The sequence below is a fragment of the Mitsuaria sp. TWR114 genome, assembly GCF_007997345.1.
In genome coordinates this window covers 1-2323 of sequence record NZ_VOSR01000146.1, presented here as the reverse complement: position 1 = coordinate 2323, position 2323 = coordinate 1, and the positions used below count along the sequence as shown (strand labels likewise).

The following is a 2323-nucleotide window of genomic DNA, read 5'->3' as shown; positions in this document are numbered from 1 at the left end:
GCCCGCTGACCAGCGCCAGCGCCGCGTTGTTGACGACGTTGCCGGTGCCCATCGCATTCGCGCTCCCGGCCAGCGTGGTGCCGCCGCTGAGCGTCGTCGCGCCGGGGCCGAAGGCCGGCACGCCCGACGCCGAGGACATCAAGGTCATGAACGCCGCGATGGGCGGCCTCTTCACCTCGCGGATCAACACGCAGCTGCGTGAGGTCAAGGGCTACACCTACGGCATCTATTCGGCCTACACGATGAACCGCGACAGCGGCCTGTTCGGCATCCGCGGCAGCGTCCGCACCGACGTGACCGGTCCGGCGCTGAGCGACATGTTCAAGGAGATCGAGGGCATGCGCGTCAAGCCGATGGGCGCCGAGGAGCTGAACCGGGTGCGCAACGCGCAGCTGCTGGCGCTGCCGGGCCTGTTCGACACCAACCGCGTCGTGGCGTCGAGCTACGCCAGCGAGTGGGCGGTCGGCATGCCGGCGGACAGCATCACCGCGCTGCCCCGCAAGTTCGCCGCGGTCACCGCGAACAGCGCCTACCAGGCGACCAGGACCCACGTCGACCCGGCGGCGCTGATCGTCGTGGCCGTCGGCGACAAGGCCAAGGTGCTGCCGCAGCTGGAGGCGCTGGGCCGCTTGACCGGCGGCATCGCGCACGACTTCAACAACCTGCTGCAGACGATGACCACCGGGCTGCAGCTGGCGCGCCGGCTGAGCAGCGATCCGCGCGCCGACAGCGCGCTCGACGCCTGCCAGCGCGCCACCTCCAAGGCCGCGCAGCTGACGCGGCAGCTGCTGGCCTTCGGCCGCCAGCAGGTGGGCCATGAAACCGTCATCGACCTGCGCCGCCAGCTGCCCGAGCTGATGGCGCTGGCCAGCGGCGCGGTGGGCAGCGCGGTCGAGGTCACGCTGGCCATCGACGAGACGCTCTGGCCGGTGCGCACCGATCCGGTCCAGCTCGAGCTGGCGGTGCTCAACCTGGCGCTGAACGCGCGCGATGCGATGCAGGGGCGTGGCACGCTGACGGTGTCGGCCCGCAACCGCGTGCTGGCCGAGGGCGACCCGGTTGGCCTGGCGCCGGAGCTGCAGCCGGGCGAGTACGTCGCGATCGCGGTGCGCGACACCGGCGACGGCATGACGCAGGAACAGATGGAGCGCGCCTTCGAGCCCTTCTTCACCACCAAGCCGGTGGGGCAGGGCACGGGCCTCGGGCTGGCGCAGGTGTATGCGCTGGCGCGGTCGGCGGGCGGCACGGCCGGCATCGTCAGCAAGATCGGCCTGGGCACCGAGGTGACGCTGTGGCTGCCGCGCTCGCACGGGCGGATGGAGGACGCGGCGTCGCCGGTCCCCGCCGGCCCGGTCACCGAGCGGCGCCATGCGGGCACGGTGCTGCTGGTCGAGGACGAACCCTCGGTGCGCGAGCTCACCGCGCAGGCGCTGGAGGAGCGCGGTTTCACCGTCAAGACGGCGCCCTCGGCCGACCATGCGCTGGACCAGCTGCGGGCCGGCCTGAGCGCCGACGTGGTGCTGACCGACATCGTCATGCCCGGCGCGCGCAGCGGCGTGGACCTGGTGCGGACCTTGAAGGTGCTCAAGCCGACGCTGCCGGTGGTGCTGGCCAGCGGCCATCCGGTGCGCATCGAGGAGGCGCCGAACGTGCCGCTGGTGCCCAAGCCCTACGACATCGACAGCCTCGCCGCGGTGCTGGCCGAGGCGATGAATCCGACGCGCGAGGGCCTCACGCCGGCTTCGGCAGGTCCTTGAGCAGCTTGTCGAGCGTGATCGGATAGTCGCGGATCCGGACGCCGGTGGCGTTGTGGATGGCGTTGGCCACCGCCGCCGCGACGCCGCAGATCCCCAGCTCGCCGACGCCCTTGGCCTTGAGCGGCGAGGAGACCGGGTCGGTCTCGTCCAGGAAGATCACTTCCTGGTGCGGGATGTCCGCATGCGCGGGCACCTCGTAGCCGGCCAGGTCGTGGTTGACGAAGAAGCCGCGGCGCTCGTCGACATGCAGCGCCTCCATCAGCGCCGCGCCCACGCCCATGGTCATCGCGCCGATCACCTGGCTGCGCGCCGTCTTCGGATTGAGGATGCGCCCGGCGGCGCAGACCGCCAGCATGCGGCGCACGCGCACCTCGCCGGTGTAGGCGTCGACGGCGACCTCGCAGAAATGGCCGCCGAAGGTGGACTGCTGCTGCGCCCGCGTGGTCGGGAAGGCCTGCAGGTAGGGCTCCTTGGCGAGGTTGCGCTGCGCATCGGTGTTGGCCGACTGGCTGCTCGCATCGACATAGTCCACGTCGGAGATCACGTCGTGGTTGCCGGCCAGGATG

At 71.6% G+C, this 2323-nt stretch carries 2 protein-coding genes; one reads left to right on the top strand and one right to left on the bottom strand.

Going from position 1 to position 2323, the window contains the following annotated elements; translation table 11 throughout:
- Positions 1-44 precede the first annotated feature (44 nt).
- Entirely contained in the window at positions 45-1757 is a 1713-nt protein-coding gene (locus FUT87_RS06830; protein ID WP_186830397.1) for an ATP-binding protein, read from the top strand.
- Here FUT87_RS06830 and FUT87_RS06825 read toward each other — a convergent pair.
- Positions 1732-2323: molybdopterin cofactor-binding domain-containing protein (locus FUT87_RS06825; protein WP_147240526.1), on the bottom strand; the 592-nt coding region annotated here is incomplete at its 5' end. The genes FUT87_RS06830 and FUT87_RS06825 overlap by 26 nt on opposite strands.